This is a genomic window from Methylobacterium sp. CM6244 (genome assembly GCF_054817885.1).
The window spans coordinates 2,012,729-2,034,838 of sequence record NZ_CM139247.1 but is presented as its reverse complement, the minus strand read 5'-3'; the positions used below and the strand labels follow the sequence as shown (position 1 = coordinate 2,034,838).

Sequence of the window (22,110 nt, the reverse complement as noted above, 5' to 3'; positions counted from 1 at the left end):
TCAGAGCGAAAGCACCAGCGGCAAGACGGGGGATCCCGCGACGAAGTACGCTCTGGCGAAATTCTGTACGCTGCGGAGCACCCAGTCGGCCATAAGCCCCGCGCACGGCGCCGCTATCGCCTCGGCCCGCACGATCTCGACGCCCGGCTCGATCACCCCGGTCGCTGTCGCTCCTCTCGCCACGATCCGCTTTGCCATCCTTCAGGCCGCGATCGGCCTTGCCGCTTCCGTCCATCCGCTCATCACGATCGGCCCTGCCGTCTCGCTCAGCCTTGCCGTCTCGGTCAGACTTGCCGTCTCGATCAGACTTGCCGTCTCGATCCGGCCGGGCTGCGGGATCGCTCCTGCTGCCAGCACTCGGGCGTTCGCCCTGCTCCATGCGGCCATTTCGTTCGCCGCCAGCATCACCGCCTCGCTCCATTCCAGCCGCGCCACCGCGCTCACCCGCAGGGCCGCCGCGATCCCCCGAGGCACCACCGCGTTCCATACCACCTGCGGCTCCACCACGCTCGGCTCCGCCGCCACCGGCGCCACCAGCCGATCCGGCACCACCTGCGCCACCGCCGGGCGCACCGGCGCCTGCCGCTGCGCCGCCACCCGCACCGCCACCTGCTCCAGGCCCACCTTGGGCGAAAGCACTCGCCGCACCGACGACGAGAACGGCAGCCGTCACCGTACTCCGCAAGAGCTTGCTCATGTCAGTCAGTCCATCTCTTGGTTGATTGCTGACGCCACGCGGCGCCGACGCGAAGCCGAAACGGAAAGACTGCCAAAACCGTTCCGCGATTTAAAACTACTTCCCACGTCGTCATCACACTGCACAGGCAACTTAAGCCCGAGCTTCACGGTAACGGACTTCCAAGTATTTCCACTTGGAGAAGACGATGACGTACCTTTGCCATGGCGGGAAGGGCGATGGGGATGAGGGAATGGATGACATTTGCAGCCTGCTGTAGGAAAGCCGCGTTGAGGCGCTTGTGAATTCTCCATCGCCGCTTAACGTCGCCGACCAAGAGGCCCAGGTAGGGCTCCGACAAGGATGGTAGGGAGTGCCCATGTCCGACGCTATCGCGATCGATCCTTCGAAGCCTGACGATCCGGAAGACCGCCGTCGGCGGATATTCGCCATCGTGGGCTCGTCGTCGGGTAATCTCGTCGAGTGGTTCGACTTTTATTGCTACGCCTTCTTTGCCCTCTACTTTGCGCCGGTCTTCTTTCCCGAAGGCGACGATACCAGTCAGCTCCTGAAATCCGCCGCCGTGTTCGCGGTCGGATTCTTCATGCGCCCCATCGGTGGTTGGTTGTTCGGCCGTATCGCCGATCGCCTTGGCCGCAAGACCTCGATGATGATCTCGGTGCTGATGATGTGCGGCGGATCGCTCATGATCGCCGTGCTACCGACCTATGCCAGCGTGGGGCACTGGGCTCCCGCCCTGCTCTTGCTCGCACGTATGATCCAGGGCCTTTCCGTGGGCGGCGAGTACGGCACCAGCGCCACCTACATGAGCGAGGTCGCCCTGAAGGGTCAGCGTGGATTCTTCGCCTCGTTCCAGTACGTTACCCTAATCGGCGGACAGCTTCTGGCCTCGCTGGTGCTGATCATTCTGCAGAGCTTCCTCACCGCCCAGCAGCTCACTGCCTGGGGCTGGCGCATCCCGTTCTTCATCGGTGCGATGGCGGCCGTGGTGGCGCTGTTCCTACGTTCGTCGCTCGCGGAGACGGCGACCAAAGAGGACATGGCCTCGAAGGAATCGGGGACCTTTTCGGCCCTTTTCAAGCATTGGCGGGCGTTCTGCGTGGTACTCGCCTACACCGCCGGCGGCTCCTTGAGCTTCTATACTTTCACCACCTATATGCCGAAATATCTCTTCAACACGGCGCATATCGACAAGATCACCGCATCGCAGATCTCCACTGCGGCGCTCCTCGTCTACATGGTGATCCAGCCCTTCTTCGGCTGGCTTTCGGATAGGATCGGCCGCAAGACCAACATGCTGCTCTATAGCGGGCTCGGCACGCTGATGGTGGTGCCGCTAATGACGGCGATCGGCTCCACTACGAACCCCTACCTCTCGTTCGGTCTGATCATGATCGGCCTCACGGTGATCAGCTTCTACACGGGCATCAGCGGCATTGTGAAAGCAGAGCTGTTCCCGACCCAGGTCCGGGCGCTGGGGGTCGGCCTCTCCTACGCGGTAGCGAACTCGATCTTCGGTGGCACGGCGGAGGCGGTAGCCCTGTATTTAAAGCAGATCGGCTCGGAAAGCAGCTTCTTCTGGTACGTCACGGCGATGCTCGCCATCGCCTTCATCGGCTCGCTGATCATGCCGAACCCCAAGCGCCACGGTTATCTCGACGGTGACGGCACGGTGGAAGAGGCGCTGATGCGCAAGTCACGCCGGGCGCTGCCCGCCTAAATTGCCGCTCTGTCGAAAGGTCAAACGCACGCGGTGTTCGCTCGCCGCGTGCGTCTACATAAGTGCCGCACAGCAACCGTGATCCGGTTCGGGTGATATCGTCGGTGACTATTTCCGATGCAGTGCGAGTCAGTCGGGCATGTGCGTGATTTGGCCCTTCGCATCCGCATGGCCGAGACTTGCAGCGAGGAACTGGATCAGTTTCACGCAGCGTCGCCCATGATCGCTCGTCGCTGCCGGTCGAGTTCCTCGCTGTAGCGCTTGAGGGTGTGGCTCTCGGTGAGCAGCCCGATCACCCGACGCGAGACCGGATCGTCCACCACCGCCAGAGCTTCGCTCTCCGCGCTGTCGAAGGCCGAGGCTGCCTGTTTGGCATTCATGCCGGCGGTGAGGAACACGTCTGTATAGCGCATGGCCTCGATGAGACTGGCCTCGCTATCGGCCGTCACCAGGGCATGAGCCTCGGGCACCAGCACGATTCCGGCGTAGCGCCCTTCCTTATCCACCATCACAACGCGGGACGGCGAGCCGAGGGGATGAGCCGCAAGGAAATCGCAGAGCTTCATATCGACCGGCACGGTTTCGACCTCGCGACGCATGAGCGCCCCAACGGTGAGTGACCTGATCCAGCCGATATCATGCGCGCTACGGATGCTTTCGCCGCGAAGGTGGAAGCGCCAGGTGGCAAAGGAATAGCCGAAGGTCTTCCGCACGGTCATCGACGAGGCGATCACCGCCACCAGTACGAGGCCGGTGATCGGAAAGCTGCCGGTGAGCTCGAGGGCGAGGAATGTCATCGTAAGCGGGCCGCCGATGACTGCCACCGCCAGGGCGCTCATGCCGATCACCGCATAAGCCAGCGGTGTGAGAGCGAAGAAGGTGAGTCCCTCCAGGCCGGATAGTCCATGAACGCCGGAAAGGGCCGGGATTGCCTCCGCCATCAGCGCGGCAAAGAGCTTGCCCGCCAGAGCGCCGAGAAACAGCGAAGCGAAGAACAAGCCGCCGCGAAAACCCGAGCCGATCGAGATCGCCGAGGCCGAGGCCTTCGCCACGAACAGCAGCGCCAGAGCACCGACCCCCATGGCAGGCATGTTGGTGTCGAGATGGAGATGGAGCGCTCCGTGCCCACCGGAAAGTATCTGCGGGGAGACAGCTAGGGCCAGGACGCCAACGCAGAGACCGCCGATGGCGGGGGCGAGGAAGGCCGGCAGGCGGGTCGCCCGCACACCCTGCTCGACTAGGGTGACACCACGCATGATCAGAATTCCGAGCCCAGCGCACGCGAAACCAAGAGCGAGGCTCGGTAGCGTATCGATTCCGGAGACCGCCCTCGTCGTCAGGACATCGAAACCGTTGGCAGTCACCAGGGGACTCTGCGTTACGAGCGCCTTGGCGACGAGGCTACCGCACAGGGCCGAGACGACCACCGGTGTGAGAGTGGCGATGGAATAGGTGCCGATGATGAGTTCGAACGCATAGAATGCCCCCGTGAGCGGCGCCCCGAAGGCAGCGGCGATGGCGGCGGCCGAACCACAACCCACTAGGGTACGTAGATCCGAGCGACGCATTTCAAAGGAGAGGCCGAGACGCGAGGCGATGCCGGCGCAGATCTGGGTATAGCCCGCCTCAAGACCGACCGATGCACCGCTGCCGTTCGAGATCACATTTTGCGCCGCCACGGCAGCCGACCCCTTCAGCGAGAGCCGCCCGCCATGCAGGGCATTGGCCTCGATGGGATCGACGATCGGCTGCTGCGGGCTGCCTCGGCGACGAGCCAAGCCCAGGGCGATCAGGCCGAGGATGAGACCGCCGACGGCCGGGCCGACCAGAATGAGGATCGGGGCCACATCCGTCGAAGCGCTGAGACGGGCGCCGTGCGGTAATCGATAGAGGATCTCGCGCAGGCCCTGCGTCGCGAGACTCATGGCCGAGACTGCGATCCCGGCGATCGCGCCGACGCAGGCGGCCAGCGCCACGAGCCCGGCTTCGCTGCCGCGCACCAGGGCACGCAATCGGCTTGGCACGTGGACCAGCAGCTGGCCGGCGGGAGATCCACGGCGCGGCGCGGTTTCTGAGTTCATCGACCGACGGGGGGATTGGCACGAAAGGGGTACGAAGACCGCGGCACCTTAGGGGTGGGGTGCAAGGTCCGTCGACCGAATTTCCACGTCCGGCGGCATCGATGGGGCGAAGAGTTTTCCCCATTCTGCATTCCTTGCGTCTCTAACGCTTGAAATGCCCGCAGCCTCAGGATACATCGCAGCCCGAGTGCCGCTGTAGCTCAGTTGGTTAGAGCGCTTGATTGTGGATCAAGAGGTCCCCCGTTCGAGCCGGGGCAGTGGTACCATTCGACTATCCTGGCGTCTTTGGCGACGCCTTGCAGGCTAAGAATTGGCAGCTGTTTCTAAAAGCTCCCAGCTTGGCCTTGCCTGCCTAGAATGATGCGTATCGCCCGATTACGGCAGCGCCGTTCTTGCTAGATCAGTTCCTATGCAATGTTGTCGTGAATGCCCGGTGGTTGCTGGTGTCTTCCGTCCGACCCTGTCGCATGCGGACGGTAAAGGCTCGTAATGGCTAAGCTGCCGCAAAGTGGCCATCGACGCCACGGGATGATCACGAGCCTAGCCGTTTTGTCGCCACAACTGTCCTCGTAAATGCCGATGTGCGCCACCACACGGAGACGAGTCGATCAGATGCGGGTTCAGAAGGTCGGATCATCACGAGTTACCCCTCCCTCGCGCCGCTTCGGCGCTGGCGGTGATGCGGCAACTTCATCCGATGCGCTGACGCTCAAGAATCGGGTCGGACACGACCATGGGAGCCGCCCCGCCCTCACCCGCTCCGTTCTGGCCATGATGCTGGTCGCGGGAGGCCTGAGCGCCGTCGTTCTCAACGGTACCGGCACCAGTGGCTTCGGCGCCGTGGTACAATCGGCTCAGGCGATGACCGAGCTGTCGATGCCGAAGCCCAGAATTCAGTCGGCGGTCCCGGGAGTTCTAGAAGCTCCACCCACCGTACTCACGTCATCCTCAGCCTTTGCCCCCGTCCACGACCTCGACACCGAAATTGGCTCCAATGCCGTCGATCGTGTCTCCTACGATTACCTGTTGACCGAAAGCGCTGTCGGCGACCCGAACGATATCCTCGAATTCGGACCGATGAAGATTCGCCGCCACTTGGTGCAGAAGATCGTCCGCGCTGCGCAGGCCGTACAGACCGACCCCGTCCTGCTGATGGCGGTAGCCGACAAAGAGTCGAGCTTCATCACCGAAGTGCAGGCCAAGACGTCCTCGGCGACCGGCCTATTCCAGTTCATCGAGCGCACCTGGCTCGGTGTTGTGCGCGACTTCGGAGCGAAATACGGCCTGACGCAGGAAGCGGCCCTCGTGGTCTCCGGCGATAACGGCAAGCCGAGCGTGGCAGATGCCGCCGAGCGGACCCGCATCCTCGAATTGCGGCGTGACCCCTATCTCGCCGCACTGATGGCAGGTGAGATGCTGAAACGCGACGCGGCGCGAATCTCCCTGCGTATCGGCCGCGAGCTGACCCTGGGCGAAGTGTACCTCGCCCACTTCCTCGGTCCCGACGATGCCGAGGAGTTCCTCGCTACCGTCGTCGACAAGCCGACATCCGCGGCCGCCCAGATGCTGCCGGGCCCGGCGCGCGCCAACCGTTCCATCTTCTTTGCGGCCCAACGCGGTCGCCGCAAGGCAGCGAGCCTGTCGGTGGCCCAGGTTCATGAGAAGTTCGAGACGATGATGAGCACTCGTGGTGCTCGCTACCGCGATGTCCGCTCTCTCTCGGGCGTCATGGCCTATGCCGACGCCTCGGTGGAGTGACCGCGCTTAACCGCATTTATGCGCCGATCTCGCCGTCGGTCCTGCCCCCCAGCAATCGCATTTCCCGGATCGATTCGCCATCGGCCCAACCCTTGTTGCGCCATGGGAGCAACTGACGCCTGAGTCCCCACGTTGAGCTTGGGGCCGCACGCGGCGGCACCATGCAGATGACGAAAACCGGAGGGATGACGTGCTCGATCCGAAAGGCCCGTCGAACAATCGTTCGCCTACTCCTTTCAAGGATGTTCCGAAAAAGCGCGCAGGCAACGATACGCTCGCGCCTGGCCTCGCCCTCGACCAAATCGGCGAAGCCCTCGCGTCCTTCTATGACGACCTGATCGCCGAGGGCATTCCGGAGAACTTGGCTGCCCTCGTTCGTCAGGTCCACCAGCCGGAAGCCATGCCTGAGCCCGATCCCGTTATCTCCGCGCCGATTCGTAAATCCGGCCGCCTCGCCCTCGTGGTCGAGGATGACGCATCGACACAAGGCTTGGCAGTCGCCCTGCTGGACGAGACTGAGCTCGATGCTATCGGCTGCGCTACGGCGGAAGAGGCTCTGGCCGTGATGCGGGACAGGGGCGGTGATGTCGCTCTGGTCTTTGCCGATATCCAGCTGTCGGGCGTCATGGACGGCCTGCAACTGGCGCGTGCCGTCGCGATGCTGTGGCCTACGGCGAGGATGGTGGTCACATCCGGCCGACGTGCTCCGCGACCGGACGCATTGCCGGAAAGGGTGGTCTTCATCCCCAAACCCTGGCGCCCCCAGGATGTGTTGGTGGAAGCCGAGCACGCAACCAGCAATCCTCCTCCGCCAGTGCCCTGAACTCTGCCCACCGCGGATGAATCGGCCAGGGCCGCTTTCACTTTGATGACGATCGCTATCGAACCAGCTCAAGGAGCATTGCCCCAGCGGTGATATTCAGGCCAATACTCCTGTGCCGTGAAGGCGACATCACGGGCCGCCATGACGTTGGGCGCACCTCTTGCATTGCATCGATCCAAGAGAGTGGTACCGACCGGTGCTGCGGAGCCTGTGAACGTGCCGATCCTATCCGTCCGTCACATTACGACCTACCGGTACCGCCAGCCCGTCGGCTTGGGCGAACACCGGATCATGTTTCGTCCGCGCGACAGCTATGACCAGCGCCTGATCGCCGCGACGCTGAAGATCACGCCCGAGCCGTCGTCTCTGCGGTGGTTGCACGACGTGTTCGGAAATTGCGTCGCCGTGGCGACATTCCAGGGTCGCGCCTCCACCCTGACCTTCGAATGCTCGATCACCCTCGATCACACACCCGAGCTCGCACCGGAATTTCCGATCGCGCCGCATGCGGCCTACTACCCTTTCGGCTACGGCGCCGACGATATGCCGGATCTCAGCCGCTCCATCGAGCGGGAACATCGCGATCCGAAGAACGAGGTCGATGCCTGGGCGCGTAGCTTCGTTCCGCCTGCGGGTCGCATCGGCACGCAGGATCTACTGGCCGACATGACGCGCCATGTCCGGCGCAACTTCGCCTATCTCGCGCGCTCGGAGAAAGGCGTTCAGGACCCCGTCACAACCCTGCGCCTCAAGCGCGGAAGCTGCCGCGATTTCGCGGTACTGATGATCGAGGCCGTGCGCGCGCTTGGCATGGCCGCCCGCTTCGTCTCCGGCTACCTCTACAATCCGCGCGGTGACCGCAACCGCCATGTGGGCGGTGGCTCGACCCATGCCTGGGTTCAGGTCTACCTGCCCGGCGCGGGCTGGATCGAGTTCGATCCCACCAACGGCATCGTCGGCAATCGCGACCTCATCCGCGTCGCCGTCGCCCGCGATCCGCGGCAGGCGGTGCCGTTGCACGGCTCCTTCTTCGGGTTTCCCGCGGACGATCTCGGCATGTCCGTGAGCGTCGAGGTCGATGAAGTCGAACTCAGTTCCCTTGAGCAGCGTACACCCGATGCGATGGTGGTGCGTTGATGACGTTCATTCCGCTGCCATCAGATGGCGGCTGGGTTCAAATCATATTTTTTCAGACATGGGGCCAATACGATGAAGATCAGGACTGGGTTCGACATCGCCTTCGAATCGGTTCAGCCGACGCCCATGATTCTTGAACTGAGCGTGCATCCATCACGCATGCCGGATGTGATGACCCCACACGTCATCAGCTTCAACCCGCCGATACCTTTCCAGGAATATCGGGACGTCTACGACAACATCTGCACGCGCATCGTCACTCCGGTTGGCCGTCTCGACATCTCGGCCGATTTTACCGTTTACGATTCCGGATTGCCGGACGAATACGCTCCGCATGCGCAACAGATCGACGTACAGAACCTGCCGAGCGATGTCCTCGTCTATCTCCTCGGTAGCCGCTATTGCGACACCGACAAGCTGTCTGAGACGGCCTGGTCCCTCTTCGGAGGGACAATGCCTGGCTGGTCGAGGGTCCAGGCGATCTGCGACTACGTTCACGACCGCATCCGGTTCGACTACATGCTGGCCGATGCCACGCGCACGGCCTGGGACGGTTTCATGCAGCGCCAGGGCGTCTGCCGCGACTTCGCCCATCTGGCGGTTGCTTTCTGCCGATGCATGAACATCCCGGCGCGCTACTGCACCGGATATCTCGGCGATATCGGCATCCCGCCCGTGCCGGACCCGATGGATTTTTCGGCATGGTTCGAAGTGTATCTGGACGGGCGCTGGTACACATTCGACGCCCGTCACAATACACCGCGGATCGGCCGCATCGTCATGGCGCGCGGTCGCGATGCCACTGATGTCGCGATCACCACCAACTTTGGTTATTCGCACCTTGCCCGTTTCGACGTGCATACGGACGAGGTGTACTAAATTCATAAGCTCACGTTAACGAGACGCGAAATCTGCGACCGGGGGTGGAACCACGCGCCTACGCCTACGCTTGTATAGCAAAGGTTACCGCACAGGTAAGGCATCCGACCATGAAGACGTTGGCGACCGCTTTTGCAGGCATGATGGGTGCTTGCATCCTCGCTTCCACCCCCGTTCTCGCCGCCTCCTCCTACGATCCGTTCGGAACGGGGGGCGACGATTACTATCCCGAGACCGAGTACAGCCAGCCCTCCTACGACCCTTATGGCTATCAGGGCACCGTCGGTCAGGGCGCGCAAGCAGCTCCGCAGGCCCAGGTCTCACCAATCCCCCGCGAGATCGTAACCTTCCGCGGCGCATACAAGCCTGGCACGATCGTCGTCTCGACCGCTGAACGGCGTCTCTACTTCGTTCTGCCGAACGGTGAAGCTATCCGCTACGGCGTTGGCGTCGGTCGTCCCGGCTTCACTTGGTCAGGCACGAAAACCGTTACCGCCAAGCGCGAATGGCCGTCATGGACGCCCCCGGCCGCAATGATCGCCCGCCGCCCCGACCTGCCGCGCTACATGGCGGGTGGTGTGGAGAACCCTCTGGGCGCCCGCGCCATGTATATCGGCAATACGGAGTACCGGATCCACGGATCCAACGAGCCCGACACGATCGGTCAGGCAGTTTCGTCAGGTTGTATCCGGATGACCAATGACGACGTCACCGACCTTTACGAGCGCGTGAAAGTAGGCGCCAAGGTCGTCGTCCTCAACTGAATTCCACGTCTCTGCAGAACAACGCCGCGTCATCCCAGGATGGCGCGGCGTTGTTTCTTTCCGGTTCGACCCTTACGGGACGACACGTCCAACCGCAGTCTGCGGTGAACTGAAGGACGCGATCGGCATGTCGCAGAAACAGCGCGCCCCGAGGGGACGAGGTCCGGGCAGCGGGCAGGAATAGGGCTGCAGGCCGCTGATTCCCGACTGGACAGCATCGCAGTTCAAGCCGACGGCCCGGCGGGGCGGGGGCCCGCGATCCTCGTAATAGTCGCGCCGGGGCGCGGGGCGGTAGTAGCCGTCGTCATACTGGGCGCTGGCGGCGCCAGCGGATAGCACACCGGCCAGAGCGAGGGCCAACAGGCCGAAACGCTGGGCGGCGCGCGAAAAAGCAGGTCGCATGAAGGTTCGCCCTCTTCGACGAGCCCGAAATCCGGGCGGGGCGCCAGGGTTAGGAGACCGGCCGTCGCGGTGCAAGCGTCGTGTCGCACGTCGTTCGCTGCCGTCGCCGACGGGACTACGGCACCGGCGATTGAGGGCCTTTCAAAGAACCGTGAGGGAGGCGATCGGCAGCCACGCTTCCAGTTCGTCGCCGTCGACGTCGCCATCCACGAACCAGCGGCACAGGGCCTTGTCGTCCACGATCTCGACGACGGTCATTGTCGCCTCGTTGTCGTCAGACCCCACGTAATCACCCGGCTTGATGGTCATCGATCCCCCTTCCTCCCGATCTCCGCTGCGTGGCCATCCTAAGCGTTGGTGACTTGAGACTGTCGAGCAGGACTGCCGCACCGTCCTGGACATGGTCTCAGGAGCGATACGGCAGTTTCATATGCCGTGCCGGCTCGTCTGAGAACCTGCCTCCGCCCTCGCTGCTTATGCTCGGATCATCGTTGGGAGCGACTCATCGAGCCGCACATTCGAAATCCGGGACGGGCACGGCACGCATCAGGCGGGCCTGACCAGGAACCCGACGATCCGGCGGACTAGGGGCAGGACGAGGAGAAGCGTCGGGAACGCCACCACCCAGGACAAAGCCCAGGCCGGCGGCCAATGCTCGAGGAAAGCCGCATCGGCCCCCAAGGTCTTGTAGGTGGAGATCGCCGAGACGACGAGCGTCATCAGCAGCGAGAGCACCAGCGGCATGATGAGCCACTGACTGCTCGGCGGCAGGCATCCGCGGAGGCTGAACGATTGCAGGCGGTTCATGAAAACCCGACGTCTGTACCGCAATCCGGGGCAGCGCTGACACCGACCGGAAGACGGATCGGAAAATGCGTTGCTTGACGTCAGACGCTTACGGCACGCGCTTGGCGCGGCGAAACTTGACTAGGGCAGCTTGGCCGGGAGCGTCAATAGCCGAATATCGAGCCGGGTCATCGCGTCCATCTTCAGAAAAACAATAAGGCCCGCCTCACCGTGAGGGCGGGGCGGGCCTCTATCATCGGACGGATCAGATCCGTCGCATTTCGAAAATATCAGGAATTGGCGTTGCGAATGGCTTGCTCGGCATCGGCGCCGGCCTTGCGAGCGGCCTCGGTGCCCTGCTCCATCGCCTTGCGGGTGTTCTCAGCCGTCTCCTGCATCGCTGCCTTGGCCTTCTCGGCGCCTTGCTGCATTGCACTCTGCGCCAAGCCACCGAACTCCTTGGCCTGGGCCTGGATCGCGGCGAACTGGCTGCGGACGAACTCAGCCTGATGCTGCATGGCTTCCTGCAAGTCGCGCGAGCGAACGAGCTTCTGGGCGAGGTCGAAGGCGGCATTCACGTTCTGCTCGGCGAACTCGAAGCCGCGCGCGGAGACGTCATGTGCACTGGTACGGGCCGTGTCGGCCGAACCCTGGACCGTGTCGGCGGTGCGACGAGCGGCGCCAATGAATGAGTCGAAGGCCTTACGAGCCTGATCGACGCTCTTCTCAGCGAAATCGCGCATTTCAGCGGGCACTTCATAGTTCGGGGTGTTGCTCATGTCCGTCTCCTCTGAACTTGCTTGTTGATCGTTTGTTGTGCGCTGCACAATAACACAGCGCCCGCTCTATGCCACCCTCGATCACGGCATTAAGGATGACAAAAGGTAAACGCGCATCGGCGGCGCTTGGTGTCTACATCCGCGGCGCGTTGCGGTTAAAAAAGGGTGCGAATCACTCACGTGTCACGCGAAACGGGTACGAATGTTCGAAAGACGGGCTGAAGAACCGATATCCGGCCCTGAACCGGACCTCGGCGACCTTATGAGACACTGGAGCGGTGATTCGCGGTTTGGCGCTCGCCTGAGCGGCCCAGACGCGGTGTGGCTTGTGCTCGACGGTACGGCGGAGCGAATCCTGCTGGCTTCGACGGCGGATGGCCTTGCGCAGTCTCTGAGCGACGACGAATCGGGCCGGATCGACGACGCGATTCGCATGGGCGAACAAATTCGTCCGCGCGCCCTGCCGCTGGATCGGCCATCGCTGATGAAGCTGCGATTCGACACGCGGCGTCTCGGACAGGCCACGACCTGCCTTGCTTTGCGGACCAAGGATGCGTCGGGTCGTAATTGTGTGATCGTGGCGGTTCTCGATCGCCTGCCGGGCCACCGAGCCTTGCCCCAGAAAGGCGCAGGCGAACAGGAGCGCGCACAGGCCGATCCGTCGGCAGCACCTGAGCCGCGTCCTTCCGCCTTCGAAGACACGTCCGCACCATTGGACAGCCGCGCGGTGCGGACTGGGCGCGTAACCTGGAAAAGCGACGCCGAGGACAGGCTCACGGACATTTCCGGCCCCGCCGCCGCCGCAGTCAAACCCGTACTGATCGGAAGGACCTGGGCTGCGCTATCACACACGCGCACGCTGCTCGACGCGGAAGGGCTCCTGCAGGCGTTGGCCCAGCGCCGGACCTTTCGTGCAATTTCCGTCACGCTGCAGGCCGATGGCATGCCGGGCGCGATGGATCTCGACATATCCGGTACGCCGATCCAACGCGGGGCAGCCGAGTTCACCGGGTTCAACGGCTTCGCCATGGTGCGGTCTTCGACCGCTTCATCGGAGAGTGGGTCGGTGAGCCCAGAACATGCGGACATCATCACCGACCTGCATCCTGGCGATCAGCCTGTATCGGAGGTGGAGCCCGATGATGGAGCATCTGCCGATACTGCCGAGGCTGTGACGCCAACGGCCATGGAGCTCAGCGCCATGGACTTAGCGAGAAAAACGGACTCGGCGAGAAAAACGGACTCGGCGAGAAACGAAGAAACATCCGCTCTGCCCGTGGCGGAACCCGCTTTTGCGACGATCGGTGATGATCCGTCCGCTGCTGCGGAAGGAGATTCCTCCCTCGCCCTCCTCAACGTGGAGCCGTCAGGGGAAGAAACGACCGAACGGTCTGCGAACGGAACAGAGCCCCCGACGACTGACGAAGACGCCTGGACACCGTTGCACGACCCGCATTTGTCCAGCAACGAACATGCGGCGTTCCGCGAAATCGCGCGGGCCCTGGGCGCGCGCTTCGCCGGCGATAGCACGCCCGACGATGAGGTTTCGGAGGCCAGGACCGGCGACGAGCGCGCCACCGGCGGTTCTGTGACTCCGTTTCCCACGGCGATGACGCGGTTCGCGGAGCCTGCATCGGAAGACCCCAATGCCGCCGTCAGCGCGACGCTGGAGCGGGTGCCCGGCGGCGTGATGGTCTATCGCGGCGACAGCGTCCTGTTCGCCAACAGCCACCTGCTGGCGATGGCGGGCTTCGCCGATCTGGCCGAACTGGCGGCATCGGGCGGCATCGGCAAGCTGTTCGGCGGCCTCGTCCCGCACGAGCGGAAGATCAACGGCACACCCGCCATCCTCACCGCCGCCTCGGGGCACCGCCTGAGCGTCGACATGCAGGCCTCCGAGCTCGATTGGCGCGGCGCACCGGCTCACCTTCTCCTCATCCGCGACGCCGTTGCCGGTGAGCCTGGCCGTGAGCGCGTTGCCCTGCAGATCGCCGACGCCTTCGCGGGAGCCCGAGCCGCCGATGCGCAGGCCGTTCTCGACAGCCTCGATGACGGAGTCATCACCCTCGACCGGAATGGGCGGATCATCGGGCTCAACCGCAGCGCGGCAACGACCTTCGGCCTCGACCCGCGCGAAGTCGTCGGTGCCGCCATCCTCAGCCTGTTCGCAGCGGAAAGCGCGGTAGCAGTGCTCGCCAGCGTCCATGGCATAGCCGGTTCGGGGCAAACCGTCCTCGCGCAAGCGACCCCGGATGTGATCGGTCGCACCGCCGCCGGCATGTCTCCGCTGCTGATCAAGGTGACCCCCCTCGCCGGTCGGGACGACGGCCGCATGGTCATGACCGTGCGGGACGTTCGCGCCACCAGACGTATCGAAGCGGAAACGTCGAACGCACGGCAGGCTGCGGAATATGCCAGCGCACGCAAATCGGATTTCCTCGCCCGGATCAGCCACGAGATCCGCACGCCGATGAACGGCATCCTCGGCTTCGCCGATATGATGCTAGCCGAACCGTTCGGTCCGGTTGGCCACGAGCGCTACCGCGACTATCTGGGCGACATCCACGCTTCAGGAACGCACGTCCTCAGTCTCGTCAACGACCTGCTCGACCTTGCAAAGATCGAAGCCGGCCGCCTCGACCTGAGCTTCGTTGAGGTCCCCCTCAACGACGTCGTCACCCATTGCGTCGCGATGCTGCAGCCGCAGGCGATGCGCGATCGAATCGTCGTACGGACGAGTTTCTCCGACGACCTGCCGATGCTGGTCGCGGACGAGCGCTCGGTACGGCAGGCTGCGCTCAATATCATCGCCAACGCCATCGCCTTCACCGAGGCTGGCGGACAGGTCATCGTCTCCACCACCATGGCGGATCGTGGCGAGATCGCCCTCAGGGTCCGCGACACTGGAATCGGGATGACCCCCGACGAGGTAGAGACCGCCCTCGAACCGTTCCGTCAGATCGCCGTGGCGGCCTCGGCCAGGGGACGTGCGGACGGACGAAGCACCGGAACCGGCCTCGGTCTGCCGCTCACGAAGGCGCTCGTCGAGGCCAATCATGGCCGCTTCCGCATCGAGAGCCGGAAGGATGAAGGCACCCTGGTGGAAATGCTGTTTCCACCGCAGGCGGCGGTCAGAACGGCGTGATCAGCGTGGCGAGCCCGGGCTCGTCTGGCGGAAACGCATCAGGCATGGTGGACCGGCACGACGCCGCGTGCCCTTGGGCGATCGCCTAGCGGCGACCGTCGGCGAGCCAGATTAGGTACGAGCGTCATGACGAGACACGTCATGCGTCGGTTGACCGATATCGAGCAATCTCGCCTCGATGCGATAGTGGCCGAGTCCCAAAGGGCCAAGCCGACACTGCCGCCGCGTACCGAGCCAGGTGGTTCGCCTCCCTGAAACGGGTATTCTCACGTGGGTGCGAACGCTTGCTGGTCGGCAACCCAGGCAAGCGCCACCCGTTCTCCAGGTAGGTCTTGGAGAAACCCCATGCACATAACCCTCAGGCTTCTTTTCGCTGGCCTGCTCATATCCGGAGCGACAAGCGTCCTAGCCCAAACGGCGGGTCCGTCGCAGACGACCGGTCAGAACCTGGAATCGGCGGGCTCGTTCCGAAATATTGCTCCGACCGGCGTCACCAAGCCGCCCGGCGCCGCAGCTGTGCCCGACACCCGGCTACCCCCCGATGAGGCCCGCAAGAAGGGCGAGACCGAAGGTTCGGGGATCAAGGGAATCTGTATCGGCTGCAACTGACAGCCGGCCGATCATGGATCGAGAGTATTGCCCAAATTGGGGGTGCGGACGCAGGTGCATCCGCCCCCTTCGCGCTTGCGATAGGACTGTTCCTGCGCCTAAGAACGAGTTGGAAGTCCCGGCTGCGCGGTTTTCGCGATACGATCGGGCACCAGTAGGGAAAACGTCATGGACGAGAAGGTGGTCGACGTCCGCGCGACCTGGATCGACGGTGCGCATGTAGACGACGCCGGGTATCAGGCGATGTACAAGGCCTCGGTCGATGACCCGGCTGCATTTTGGGGTGAACACGGCAAGCGGATCGATTGGTCGACGCCTTATTCGACCGTCAAGAATACAAGCTTTGCTCCCGGCAACGTCTCGATCAAATGGTTCGAGGACGGCAAGACCAACGTCGCCTACAATTGCATCGACCGTCACCTCGCGACGCGCGGCGACCAGGTAGCGATCATTTGGGAAGGCGACGACCCCAACGAATCAAAGCACATCACCTATCGGCAGCTTCATTCGGAAGTCTGCCGCATGGCCAATGTGCTGCGCAATCGCGGTGTCGGTAAGGGTGACCGGGTCACGCTCTACCTGCCGATGATCCCGGAGGCCGCATACGCCATGTTGGCCTGCGCCCGGCTCGGCGCGATCCACTCCATCGTGTTCGGCGGTTTCTCGCCGGATTCCCTGGCCGGCCGTATCGAAGGCTGTGCCTCGAAGCTCGTCATCACCGCCGACGAGGGTCTGCGCGGCGGCCGCAAGGTCGCGTTGAAGGCCAATGTGGATGCCGCGATCGCGAGGCTCGGTAAGGATGCCGTGGACCACGTCGTCGTTGTGCGTCGCACGGGCAGTAATGTCGCCATGGAGCCCGGCCGCGACGTCTATTACGACGAGGCCGCCGCCATGGTCACCGACGAGTGCCCGGCCGAAGCCGTGGAGGCAGAGCACCCGCTCTTCATCCTCTACACCTCAGGCTCCACGGGCCAGCCCAAGGGTGTGGTGCATACCACCGGCGGCTACCTCGTCTACGCCGCGATGACGCATCAATACGTCTTCGATTACCGCGAGGGCGAGGTCTACTGGTGCACGGCGGATGTGGGCTGGGTCACAGGCCACAGCTACATCGTCTATGGCCCGCTCGCCAACGGCGCCACGACCCTGATGTTCGAAGGCATCCCGACCTATCCGTCGACCTCCCGCTTCTGGGACGTCGTCGACAAACACAAGGTCAACATCTTCTACACCGCGCCCACGGCGATCCGCTCGCTCATGGGCGGCGGCGAAGGCCCGGTGAAGAAGACCTCGCGGGCCTCGCTCCGCGTCCTCGGCTCGGTCGGCGAGCCGATCAACCCGGAAGCCTGGGACTGGTACTACCGGGTGGTCGGCGACAGTCGCTGCCCCATCGTCGATACTTGGTGGCAGACTGAGACCGGCGGCATCCTCATTACGCCGTTGCCCGGTGCCACCAAGCTGAAGCCCGGCTCGGCAACGCGCCCGTTCTTCGGTGTGCAGCCGCTCATCGTCGATGCGGAGGGCAAGCCGCTCGACGGTGCCTGCGAGGGCAACCTCTGCATCGCGGATTCCTGGCCCGGACAGATGCGCACGGTCTATGGCGACCACGAGCGGTTCGAGCAGACCTACTTCTCCACCTATCCAAACCTCTACTTCACCGGCGACGGCTGCCGCCGGGATGCGGACGGCTATTACTGGATCACCGGCCGCGTCGACGACGTCATCAACGTCTCGGGCCACCGCATGGGCACCGCGGAGGTCGAATCCTCCCTCGTCGCCCATCCGAAGGTGTCGGAAGCGGCCGTCGTCGGCTACCCGCACTCCATGAAGGGACAGGGCATCTACGCCTACGTCACCCTGATGGAGGGCGAGGACGGTTCGGACGAGCTGCGCAAGGAACTGGTGGCCTGGGTCCGCAAGGATATCGGCCCCATCGCCTCGCCGGACCTGATCCAGTTCGCCCCCGGCCTGCCCAAGACTCGCTCGGGCAAGATCATGCGCCGCATCCTCCGCAAGATCGCCGAGGACGAGTTCTCATCGCTCGGCGATACCTCGACCCTCGCCGAGCCCGCCGTCGTCGATGACCTGATCGAGAACCGCCAGAACCGCGCGTCCTGATTGCGGGCCTCGCACAAGGAAGCGGCGCATCTCGAAGGAGGTGCGCCGCTCGCATTTTCAGCCGCCTCTCCCGCCTGTCCTGACGATATCGTGACCGTGCGGCGCTTGCGCCGGCACGCCTCGCAACACGAGACAGGTTCGGCGGCATCGCACGCGCTCGCCTCCCATCGCCATAGTATTCGCCAAGACCGAGGCCCCGTTCAGAAGGGCCGAAGCTTCAGGGAAAGTTACGCCATGTCCGATATCGAGACTGCGCGGATCGCGCAGAATCCGCGTTTCAAGGAACTCGTCCACGAGCGGACCCGCTTCGGCTGGACGCTGACCATCGCGATGCTGCTCGTCTATTTCGGCTTCATCGGCCTCATCGCCTTCGACAAGTCGCTGCTAGCCATGAAGGTCGGGAGCGCCACGACCTCGTTGGGCCTGGTCCTCGGCGTCGCCGTGATCGTCTTCGCCTTCATCCTCACCGGCATTTACGTCCAGCGTGCCAACGGCCGTTTCGACGAACTGACTGCCGCCCTCAAGCAGGATCTCGGCCGATGATCCGCTCAGCCCACCCCATCGCTCTGGGTACCACCCTCGCAGTCATCCTCGCTGGCGCGGCCTACGCCGCCGGTCCTGATCTCGGCGCCGTCACGAAAGCCCAGACGAACTGGCCGGCCATCGGTATGTTCGCGTTCTTCGTGCTCTTCACCCTCGGCATCACTTATAAGGCCGCCAAGGGCACCAAATCGGCCTCTGACTTCTACGCCGCCGGCGGTGGTATCTCGGCCGGCACCAACTCGCTGGCCATTGCCGGCGACTACATGTCGGCTGCCTCATTCCTCGGCATCTCCGGCCTCGTCTATACGTCCGGCTTCGATGGTCTGATCTATTCCACAGGCTTCCTCGTGGGGTGGCCGATCGTGCTGTTTCTCATTGCAGAGCGGCTGCGCAACCTTGGCAAGTTCACCTTCGCCGACGTGGCCTCCTTTCGCCTCGACCAGACCTCGATCCGCATCATTTCGGCAGTGGGCACCCTCGTGGTGGTGGCGTTCTACCTGATCGCCCAAATGGTCGGCGCAGGGAAGCTGATCCAACTGCTGTTCGGCCTCGAATATCTCTATGCGGTCGTGATCGTCGGCGTGCTGATGATCGTCTACGTGGCGTTCGGCGGCATGAAGGCGACCACTTGGGTCCAGGTCATCAAGGCCTGCCTTCTCCTCGGGGGTGCCACCTTCATGGCCGGTGCGGTGCTCTACAAATACGGCTTCAACCCCGAGGCCCTGTTCTCGGCCGCCGTCGCCACCCATCCGAAGGGCGATGCCATCATGGCGCCGGGCGGCCTCGTCTCGAACCCGATCGAAGCGATCTCCCTAGGCGTCGGTCTGATGTTCGGCACCGCCGGCCTACCACACATCCTGATGCGCTTTTTCACCGTCTCCGATGCTCAGGCCGCCCGCAAATCGGTGTTCTACGCCACCGGCCTGATCGGTTACTTCTACATCCTGACCTTCATCATCGGGTTCGGCGGCATCGCCCTGCTGATGTCCGATCCGGTCTACTTCAAGCTCGATCCGGCGGGTGCGTTCGACAAGCTGAAGGGGATGCTTGGCGGCACCAACATGGTTGCTGTGAACCTCGCCAACGCCGTTGGCGGGCCGTACTTCCTCGGCTTCATCTCGGCAGTCGCCTTCGCCACCATTCTCGCTGTCGTGGCCGGGCTCACGCTCGCCGGTGCATCGGCGGTCAGCCACGATCTCTATGCCAGCGTCATCGCCCGCGGACGCACCAACGAAGCGTCCGAAGTGCGACTCTCGAAGATCTCGGCGGTCGTCATCGGTATCGTGGCGATCTATCTCGGATACGTTTTCGAGAACCAGAACGTCGCCTTCATGGTCGGCCTCGCCTTCTCGGTGGCGGCGAGCTGCAACTTTCCCATCCTGACCATGTCGATCCTTTGGCGGGGCACGACCACCTGGGGCGCACTGATTGGCGGATTCGTCGGCCTTTTCGCGGCTGTCGGAATGGTGATCCTGTCGAAGGCAGTGTGGGTGACGACCTTCGGTAATCCTGTGGCGATCTTCCCCTACGACAACCCGGCCCTGTTCTCGATGCCGCTGGCCTTCCTCACGATCTACGTCGTGTCGAAGCTCGACAATACTGCCAGGGCCAAGCGCGAGCGCGCATTGTTCGAACAGCAGTTCGTGCGCTCGGAGACCGGGATCGGAGCCGACGGCGCCCACGCTCACTGACGTTTCCAAGACCACACTACGAATGCTCGAGAGGGCGCGGCGGAAGCCGCGCCCTTTCTCATTCATGGCATCCCACCGAGCAGCGGTCCAACCAATCGGCACCAAAGTGACACCACTGCATAAAAACGTGAATATCTCCCTGCCGTACAGCTTTTTCACTCTTGGGCGAAATCATGGCGTGAGGTAGCGTCGATCGCTCTCGTTTCCGTGAGCGGCAAAACCAATGCGCGCCAGGACTTGAGCGACTGCGAACGCCGACGCAGCGCCCAAGTTTCTGAAGTGATGAAAGCCAGGCCTGCAAAAGCCTGGAAGTAAAAAAATTTTGGAGGATTCCCCCATGTCTGCAACGTCAGCGGTCCCATTACCAAAGGAAGCCGCACGGCCCATGAGTGCCGGCGAGAAGAAGGTCATTCTGGCCTCCTCGCTCGGTACCGTGTTCGAGTGGTACGATTTCTATCTTTATGGATCGCTGGCCGCGATCATCGGCGCGCAGTTCTTCTCGGCCTATCCGGAAGCCACGCGCAACATTTTCGCCCTGATGGCCTTCGCAGCGGGCTTTCTGGTCCGCCCCTTCGGCGCACTGGTGTTCGGACGTCTCGGCGACCTTGTGGGCCGCAAGTACACCTTCCTCGTGACCATCCTGATCATGGGCATCTCGACCTTCGTGGTCGGCCTTCTGCCATCCTACGCCACGATGAACGAGTACGGCGTCGGTTGGGTCGCGCCCGTGGCGCTGCTGGCTCTGCGCATGCTCCAGGGTCTCGCCCTCGGCGGTGAATATGGCGGGGCGGCAGTCTATGTGGCCGAGCACGCTCCCCCCGGGCGCCGCGGCTTCTACACCGCCTTCATCCAGACCACGGCGACCCTCGGTCTATTGCTGTCGCTGATGGTGATCCTGTTCACCCAGATCTACGTCAACGCGAACTACGCGCCCGTCGCCACCACCCTCGCTGACGGTTCGGCCGGGACGATCACGCCCTTCGCCGCCTGGGGCTGGCGCATTCCGTTCCTGGTCTCGATCGTGCTGCTCGGCGTCTCGGTCTGGATCCGTCTGCAGATGCAGGAGAGCCCGGCCTTCAAGAAGATGAAGGACGAGGGCACCGGCTCGAAGGCGCCGCTCTCCGAGGCGTTCGGCCAGTGGCGTAACGCCAAGTGGGCGCTCCTCGCCCTGCTCGGCCTCACCGCCGGCCAGGCCGTGGTTTGGTACACCGGCCAGTTCTACGCGCTGTTCTTCCTTCAGACGATCCTGAAGGTCGATCAGTTCACGGCCAACGTGCTCATCGCTTGGTCGCTCATCCTCGGCACCGGCGGATTCCTGTTCTTCGGCGCACTCTCCGACAAGATCGGCCGCAAGCCGATCATCCTCGGCGGTTGCGTCATCGCGGCACTGACCTTCTTCCCGCTGTTCAAGGCGCTGACCGCGGCCGCCAACCCGGCCCTGCACGCGGCCCAGCAGAGCACGCAGGTAGTGGTGAAGGCCGACCCGGCGGATTGCTCGTTCCAGTTCAATCCGGTCGGAACGGCCAAGTTCACCAATTCCTGCGACATCGCCAAGGCGCTGCTCGCGCGCTCGGCCGTGAACTACACCACCGAGCCCGCCGCTCCCGGCACCAAGGCCACCGTCACCGTCGCCGGCAAGGAATTCGCCGCCGCCGATCCGGCCTTCGCCAAGGATATCGGCGCCGCGCTCACTGCTGCCGGCTACCCTGGCGCCAACAACCCGAGCATCGTGAAGATCGCCATCGAACCGAAGGACGGCCTGTCGAACTTCGCCAAGATGATCGACATCTTCTCGGTCCAGAAGCTGACGATCATCGGTATCCTGACGATCCTCGTCCTCTACGTGACGATGGTCTACGGCCCGATCGCGGCGGCTCTCGTCGAGCTCTTCCCGACGCGTATCCGCTACACCTCGATGTCGCTGCCCTACCATATCGGCAATGGCTGGTTCGGTGGCCTTCTGCCGGCCACCGCCTTCGCGATGGTGGCCCAGACCGGCGACATCTATTTCGGCCTCTGGTACCCGATCGTCATCGCCCTCGCGACGGCCGTCATCGGTGCCCTGTTCATCCCTGAGACCAAGGACAGGGACATCTTCACCTGGGACGACCGCCCGGCACGCTAGCGTTCGGAGCGAAGGGCTGGATCGTGGCCAGCCCCGGTCCAGCTTGAGCAAGT

18 protein-coding genes and 1 tRNA gene are annotated in these 22,110 nt (G+C 63.5%); 12 read left to right on the top strand and 7 right to left on the bottom strand.

The features are described 5' to 3' along the window. On the bottom strand, positions 1 to 198 hold the full coding sequence (locus ACYQML_RS09415; RefSeq protein WP_461235386.1) for a hypothetical protein: 198 nt from the start codon (positions 196 to 198) through the stop codon (positions 1 to 3). A 3-nt stretch (positions 199 to 201) separates the two neighbouring features. After that, positions 202 to 639, bottom strand: a complete 438-nt coding sequence (locus ACYQML_RS09410; protein ID WP_461235385.1) for a hypothetical protein — start codon at positions 637 to 639, stop codon at positions 202 to 204. A gap of 416 nt (positions 640 to 1,055) precedes the next feature. Here ACYQML_RS09410 and ACYQML_RS09405 point away from each other — a divergent pair, with 416 nt between their 5' ends. Next, a complete protein-coding gene (locus ACYQML_RS09405) occupies positions 1,056 to 2,417 on the top strand; it encodes an MFS family transporter (RefSeq protein WP_056432202.1) in 1,362 nt (453 codons plus the stop codon). A gap of 203 nt (positions 2,418 to 2,620) precedes the next feature. On the opposite strand, the gene ACYQML_RS09400 is transcribed toward ACYQML_RS09405, so the two are convergent. After that, positions 2,621 to 4,498, bottom strand: a complete 1,878-nt coding sequence (locus ACYQML_RS09400; protein WP_311274151.1) for a chloride channel protein — start codon at positions 4,496 to 4,498, stop codon at positions 2,621 to 2,623. Positions 4,499 to 4,687: 189 nt separating this feature from the next. Between ACYQML_RS09400 and ACYQML_RS09395 the strand changes: the two genes are divergently transcribed. The 6 genes from ACYQML_RS09395 (at position 4,688) to ACYQML_RS09370 (ending at position 9,859) form a co-directional block, all read left to right on the top strand. Beyond that, positions 4,688 to 4,764: transfer RNA gene (locus ACYQML_RS09395), tRNA-His, on the top strand. A gap of 346 nt (positions 4,765 to 5,110) precedes the next feature. Further along, positions 5,111 to 6,256: a transglycosylase SLT domain-containing protein gene (locus ACYQML_RS09390; protein ID WP_056432198.1), complete on the top strand. Its 1,146-nt coding sequence runs from the start codon at positions 5,111 to 5,113 to the stop codon at positions 6,254 to 6,256. Between the two features lie 301 nt (positions 6,257 to 6,557). After that, positions 6,558 to 7,079 (top strand): response regulator, encoded by a 522-nt coding sequence (locus ACYQML_RS09385; RefSeq protein ID WP_461235700.1) that lies wholly within the window; start codon positions 6,558 to 6,560, stop codon positions 7,077 to 7,079. Between the two features lie 216 nt (positions 7,080 to 7,295). Beyond that, positions 7,296 to 8,216, top strand: coding sequence for a transglutaminase family protein (locus ACYQML_RS09380; protein WP_461235384.1), 921 nt, complete (start codon positions 7,296 to 7,298; stop codon positions 8,214 to 8,216). Between the two features lie 72 nt (positions 8,217 to 8,288). Beyond that, positions 8,289 to 9,095 carry a transglutaminase-like domain-containing protein gene (locus ACYQML_RS09375; protein WP_056432473.1) on the top strand — a complete coding sequence of 269 codons (807 nt, stop codon included), beginning with the start codon at positions 8,289 to 8,291 and terminating at the stop codon, positions 9,093 to 9,095. Positions 9,096 to 9,205: 110 nt separating this feature from the next. Beyond that, a complete protein-coding gene (locus ACYQML_RS09370) occupies positions 9,206 to 9,859 on the top strand; it encodes a L,D-transpeptidase (protein ID WP_207410342.1) in 654 nt (217 codons plus the stop codon). A gap of 72 nt (positions 9,860 to 9,931) precedes the next feature. On the opposite strand, the gene ACYQML_RS09365 is transcribed toward ACYQML_RS09370, so the two are convergent. The 4 genes from ACYQML_RS09365 to ACYQML_RS09350 form a co-directional block, all read right to left on the bottom strand. Next, positions 9,932 to 10,261: a hypothetical protein gene (locus ACYQML_RS09365; RefSeq protein ID WP_207410340.1), complete on the bottom strand. Its 330-nt coding sequence runs from the start codon at positions 10,259 to 10,261 to the stop codon at positions 9,932 to 9,934. A gap of 141 nt (positions 10,262 to 10,402) precedes the next feature. Continuing rightward, the gene (locus ACYQML_RS09360) at positions 10,403 to 10,570 is read right to left on the bottom strand and encodes a hypothetical protein (protein WP_187273350.1); all 168 of its coding nucleotides are present in this window, start codon (positions 10,568 to 10,570) and stop codon (positions 10,403 to 10,405) included. A 237-nt stretch (positions 10,571 to 10,807) separates the two neighbouring features. After that, positions 10,808 to 11,068: a DUF2798 domain-containing protein gene (locus ACYQML_RS09355; protein ID WP_056432191.1), complete on the bottom strand. Its 261-nt coding sequence runs from the start codon at positions 11,066 to 11,068 to the stop codon at positions 10,808 to 10,810. A 269-nt stretch (positions 11,069 to 11,337) separates the two neighbouring features. Next, positions 11,338 to 11,826 carry a phasin gene (locus tag ACYQML_RS09350; RefSeq protein ID WP_027172066.1) on the bottom strand — a complete coding sequence of 163 codons (489 nt, stop codon included), beginning with the start codon at positions 11,824 to 11,826 and terminating at the stop codon, positions 11,338 to 11,340. A gap of 319 nt (positions 11,827 to 12,145) precedes the next feature. On the opposite strand from ACYQML_RS09350, the gene ACYQML_RS09345 reads away from it, so the two are divergent. The 5 genes from ACYQML_RS09345 to ACYQML_RS09325 all read left to right on the top strand — a co-directional run bounded on the left by ACYQML_RS09345 (position 12,146) and on the right by ACYQML_RS09325 (position 22,057). Then, positions 12,146 to 14,971: an ATP-binding protein gene (locus tag ACYQML_RS09345; protein ID WP_461235383.1), complete on the top strand. Its 2,826-nt coding sequence runs from the start codon at positions 12,146 to 12,148 to the stop codon at positions 14,969 to 14,971. A gap of 777 nt (positions 14,972 to 15,748) precedes the next feature. Beyond that, entirely contained in the window at positions 15,749 to 17,698 is a 1,950-nt protein-coding gene (gene acs / locus ACYQML_RS09340) for an acetate--CoA ligase (protein WP_056432182.1), read from the top strand. A gap of 234 nt (positions 17,699 to 17,932) precedes the next feature. Next, the gene (locus tag ACYQML_RS09335) at positions 17,933 to 18,241 is read left to right on the top strand and encodes a DUF485 domain-containing protein (protein WP_311274156.1); all 309 of its coding nucleotides are present in this window, start codon (positions 17,933 to 17,935) and stop codon (positions 18,239 to 18,241) included. Next, positions 18,238 to 19,932 carry a cation acetate symporter gene (locus ACYQML_RS09330; protein ID WP_311274157.1) on the top strand — a complete coding sequence of 565 codons (1,695 nt, stop codon included), beginning with the start codon at positions 18,238 to 18,240 and terminating at the stop codon, positions 19,930 to 19,932. The genes ACYQML_RS09335 and ACYQML_RS09330 overlap by 4 nt, the downstream gene beginning before the upstream one ends. A 385-nt stretch (positions 19,933 to 20,317) precedes the next feature. Further along, positions 20,318 to 22,057, top strand: a complete 1,740-nt coding sequence (locus ACYQML_RS09325) for an MFS transporter (RefSeq protein WP_461235382.1) — start codon at positions 20,318 to 20,320, stop codon at positions 22,055 to 22,057. Positions 22,058 to 22,110: the final 53 nt, after the last annotated feature.